The sequence below is a fragment of the Accumulibacter sp. genome, from assembly GCF_029255125.1.
Taxonomy (GTDB): Bacteria; Pseudomonadota; Gammaproteobacteria; order Burkholderiales; family Rhodocyclaceae; genus Accumulibacter.
The window spans coordinates 1-4,388 of the sequence record NZ_JAPUVR010000044.1 but is presented as its reverse complement, the minus strand read 5'-3'; the positions used below and the strand labels follow the sequence as shown (position 1 = coordinate 4,388).

Sequence of the window (4,388 nt, the reverse complement as noted above, 5' to 3'; positions counted from 1 at the left end):
ACTGAAAAACGCCGAGCACATGCTGGCCCTGCGTGTCTGCCGTGCCAACCAGGAGTGGGACAGCTATTGGCAGTCCAGAGGTCAGCAGGCGGCCTAACCCACAGTCGCACTTCCAATTGCACCCCGCATACCGCATACCGTCCGCCCTGGCGATCACGCTGGCCGATCGAGGGTGCTTCCCGGAAAGCCGGGCTTGCGCCGCAGCGGCGGTCAGTTTGCCCGAGACTAGCCGCAAGAAGGGGGCGTGCGATCGCCCGAGAGCACCATCACGGCGTCCGCCTCGATCAAGGCACCGCGCGGCAGCGCGCCGACGCCAACAGCTGCACGCGCCGGGAAGGGCTCGGAGAAATAGCAGGCCATGACCTCATTGACCGTCGTGAAGTGGTTCAGGTCGGTGAGGTATACGTTCAGTTTGACGATGTCGGCGAGCGTTCCGCCGGCAGCCTCGGCAACCGCCTTGAGGTTCTCGAAGACGCGCACGATTTGAGCATCTATTCCCTGCACCATCTGCATGCTCACCGGATCAAGGCCGATCTGCCCGGAAAGATACACCGTTCGGTCAACGGCCACAGCCTGCGAGTATGTACCGATAGCGGCTGGCGCCAGGGGGCTTGCAACGATCGTCTTGCGCATGTTCGCTTCCTCTACAATGCGGGTTGAAAATTGGAGATGGTATATGACGAGAACGGTGATCGCCAACCTGGAACGAATGCTCGGCAGCCCTCGCGACGGCGCTCTGCTGCGCTATTCCCTTGGTGCGGAGTACCTGAAGGCAGGTGAGGTCGATCAGGCGGCAACGTACCTGGCGGACGCTGTCGCCCGTGAACCGACGTATTCCGCCGCCTGGAAGCTGCTTGGCCGAGCTTTGACCGAATGCGGTCGAACGGCGCAGGCGGTGGCTGCCTACGAACAGGGGATCGCCGTCGCGACCGCCAAGGGCGATGTGCAGGCGGCCAGGGAAATGGCGGTCTTCGCCCGCCGCCTACGGCAAAAGGCACCCGGCCAAGGCGAAGCCTAGACGGCTAGCGGGCCTTGCCTGCGAGCGGCGCGGTTTCGACTCCCAGTTCCTTCAGCCTCCGACGAATCACCGCGACTTCGGCACGCGTCCTGAATGGACCGATGCGCAGACGCGTCTCGACCGTTGCCGGAATACCTTCCTGGGCGAGCTGCGCCTGCAGACTTTCGGCTCGCCGGACATCGAGCAGCAGATCCGACTGCAAGGTGTAGCCAAGCGTCGTGCGGGGAAGCGCGACCGCCGGCTGAGCAGGCGGCACGGCGCTTGCCACCGATGGGGCGAGTGGCGGTGCTTCCTTCGGCACATCGCCGACAGCGCGTGCTGGCGCAGGTAACTCCGCGGGTACACGGGCAACCGGGGCCCGGCTGGCACCGGCCGGCGAAGCACCCGCCACAGGCTGCCCGGAAGGCGGTGGACTGCTGCTTGGCGAGGCACTCGCCGCTTGCTGACTGACGGCCGCCGGCAGCTCTGCTACTGGCGGCGTTGGTGCTGGCTCGGCGGCTTGCTCGACGGGCGGTGGCGGGGCGACTGTCGCCGCCGGCGCTTCCTTCCGGCGTACCGGAACCGGCTCGGTGAACTGCGTGCTGGCAACCATCGCCTCATCCTGCGTATTCAGATAGTCGAAGATTGCCAGTGTAGAAAGGAGGACGACGATCAGCATCCCCGCGACGCCCATGCGGCGCAACAGTTGCCGCTTCAGCTCGGCCTGCCCATCCCCGTCGGGCGCTGACGCGCGCGCTCCAACAGGAGGTTCTGGTGCCGGAGAAGAGCCTGTTTCGTCGCCTGCCGATTGGACTGCCATCGTCTTGTCCTGCTCCTTTCCTGTTCACTGAATGCCGTCTTGGCGATTGCGCGCCAGCGCGACAATCAGGTCTGCCTCGGCGCGCGCAATCGCGCAGTGGCGAGCAATGGTCGCTGCATCGTGTCCCTGCGTCGCCAGTTGCATTGCATCCTTGTAGAGCGGCGCCGTCGCAGCCACCGGTTCGGCCGCCTGCGCCAACATGCGACGGATGTCTTCACGTGCAGCGAGCAGGTCCGAGCGCAGCTCGTCAAGCTCGTCACGCAACTGGTATACGTCGCGCTGCAGCGCGTCGATCAAGGCTTGTCCCGGGATCTCGGGCGGCGGCTCGTTCCAGGCGAAATCCGGCTCGTCGGGAAGCGCGACGGCACTGGCGGCGGGCAACCCGCCGATCGGCGCAGCCAGCAACGCGGCGTCGGCAACCGCTACTTGCAATTCGCCCGAAGGTGCCACTGTCGCTGCCGTTGCCGTTGCCGGTGCCGGTGCCGTTGCCGGTGCCGGTGCCGTTGCCGGTGCCACTGCCGGCCCGGCGGTGGGCGCAGGCTGGCCGGCCGCTGCATTAGCCGCCTCCGCCACCTTGTCCTTGCCCAACAGCATCGTCGCCTGCAAATCACGTCGCAAGCGTCGCATCCGCACAAAAAGGACGATGATATAAAGCAGCAGCAGCGCGATGATCGCAATCAATCCTTCGCGCCAGCCCAGACTGCTCAGTTGCTCGATATCCATTGCGCGCCTTGGTCACCGTGTTCGGCGAACATTATGCCAGACACTTTGCTCGCCACGCGGTCATTGCGCCGCACGAGCACAATGCCAAGGTTGCCGGCGACCGATGATCCGCGCGGCGAACAACGAGGCCCGCCAGATCAAGCAAAAAAGCCCTCGTCGAGCAAGTTCGGCGAGGGCTTGCGACGACCCGGAACAGCTTACCGAATCGCTTCGAAGACGCCAGCAGCACCCATGCCGGTGCCGATGCACATGGTGACCATGCCGTAGCGCTGCCCCGTCCGGCGCAGACCGTGAACAAGCGTCGCGGTGCGGATTGCTCCAGTGGCGCCCAGCGGATGGCCGAGCGCGATCGCCCCACCCAAGGGGTTGACGCGCGCCGGGTCGAGCTCCAGCGTGCGCATGACGGCCAGCGATTGCGCCGCGAACGCCTCGTTGAGTTCGAACCAGTCGACGTCGTCCTGCCGGATTCCGGCCAGCTTGAGCGCGCGCGGAATCGCTTCGATCGGACCGATGCCCATGATCTCCGGCGCAACACCCGCCACCGAGTAGGCGGCAAAGCGTGCCAGCGGCGTCAGATCGAACTGCCGGAGGATCTTTTCCGAGACGAGCAACACTGCCGCTGCTCCGTCCGACATCTGCGAGCTGTTACCGGCGGTCACCGTGCCGCGTGCTGCGAACGCCGGCCTCAGCCTGGCGAGTCCATCAAGACTGCTGTCCGCGCGCGGACCCTCGTCGTCCTTGGCCAAGTATTCTCTGACAACCACTTCGCCGCTACGCAGATTGGGCACATGGGCTTTCACCGCATAGGGCGAGATTTCCGCCGCAAAGTGCCCAGCCGCGATCGCCGCGCAAGCCTTCTGGTGCGAACCCAGGGCGAAAGCGTCCTGTTCGGCGCGCGAGACCTTCCAGCGCTCGGCAACCTTCTCGGCCGTGATTCCCATGCCGTAGGCGATCGCATAATGCTCTTCACGGGCAAAGATGGCCGGATTGAGCGCGATCTTGTTGCCGGTGATCTGGTTGAGTAGCGACATCGTTTCGGTGCCGGCACCGATCATCACATCGGCTTCGCCCAGACGAATGCGATCCGCCGCCATGGCCACCGCCTGTAAGCCGGAAGCGCAGAAACGGTTGATCGTCACGCCAGGTACGCTGTTCGGCATTCCCGCCAGCAACAGCCCGATGCGGGCGACATTCATGCCCTGCTCCGCTTCCGGCATCGCGCAGCCGACGATCACGTCGTCGACCAGCGCCGGATCGATCGCCGGCACCTGCGCGAGAACCGATCGCAGCGCGTGCGCCAGCATGTCGTCCGGCCGGACATGACCGAGCATCCCCTTGCGCCGGCCGACCGGCAGGCGCGTGGCGGCGACGATGTATGCGTCCTGAATCTGTTTGCCCATCTTTCGTTTTCTCCTTGCTCGTTCAGTTGCGCAGCGGCTTGCCGGTTTGCAGCATGTGCTGGATGCGCTGTTGGGTCAGCTGATTCTTCAGCAGCTCGACGAAGAGCTTGCGCTCGACGGTCAACAACCACTGTTCGTCGACCAGCGAACCGGTCTCGACCTCGCCGCCGCAAAGGGCGGTAGCCGCCGCCTTGGCCACCGCGTAGTCGTGCGCTGAAATCATCCCGCCTTCCTTCATGTTGGCGAGCATCATCTCGCAGTTGGCAATGCCGGTACGCCCGGCAACCTTGATGCCGCGCGCCGGCAGGCGCGGGTAGTAGCCCGCCTCGGCGAGGCCGCGCGCCTCACGCAAAGCGATGTAGAGCAGTTCGTTCGCGTTGAAGACGATGCGGTCCGACTCCAGCGCAAAACCGAGTTCCTTCGCCTGCACGCCGCTTTTCGACACGGT

5 protein-coding genes and 1 pseudogene are annotated in these 4,388 nt (G+C 65.1%); 1 reads left to right on the top strand and 5 read right to left on the bottom strand.

The features are described 5' to 3' along the window. Positions 1–225: 225 nt before the first annotated feature. A complete protein-coding gene (locus tag Q1L59_RS02265) occupies positions 226–633 on the bottom strand; it encodes a RidA family protein (RefSeq protein WP_300327672.1) in 408 nt (135 codons plus the stop codon). 43 nt (positions 634–676) lie between these two features. On the opposite strand from Q1L59_RS02265, the gene Q1L59_RS02260 reads away from it, so the two are divergent. Continuing rightward, a complete protein-coding gene (locus Q1L59_RS02260; protein ID WP_300327671.1) occupies positions 677–1,018 on the top strand; it encodes a tetratricopeptide repeat protein in 342 nt (113 codons plus the stop codon). A 4-nt stretch (positions 1,019–1,022) separates the two neighbouring features. Here Q1L59_RS02260 and Q1L59_RS02255 read toward each other — a convergent pair whose 3' ends face one another. The 4 genes and pseudogenes from Q1L59_RS02255 to Q1L59_RS02240 form a co-directional block, all read right to left on the bottom strand. After that, positions 1,023–1,817 carry a hypothetical protein gene (locus Q1L59_RS02255; protein WP_300327670.1) on the bottom strand — a complete coding sequence of 265 codons (795 nt, stop codon included), beginning with the start codon at positions 1,815–1,817 and terminating at the stop codon, positions 1,023–1,025. Between the two features lie 24 nt (positions 1,818–1,841). Then, on the bottom strand, positions 1,842–2,540 hold the full coding sequence (locus Q1L59_RS02250; RefSeq protein ID WP_300327669.1) for a DUF2802 domain-containing protein: 699 nt from the start codon (positions 2,538–2,540) through the stop codon (positions 1,842–1,844). A 197-nt stretch (positions 2,541–2,737) separates the two neighbouring features. After that, a complete protein-coding gene (locus Q1L59_RS02245) occupies positions 2,738–3,940 on the bottom strand; it encodes an acetyl-CoA C-acyltransferase (RefSeq protein ID WP_300327668.1) in 1,203 nt (400 codons plus the stop codon). Between the two features lie 22 nt (positions 3,941–3,962). Then, positions 3,963–4,388: pseudogene (locus Q1L59_RS02240) on the bottom strand (3-hydroxyacyl-CoA dehydrogenase); the annotation flags it as partial.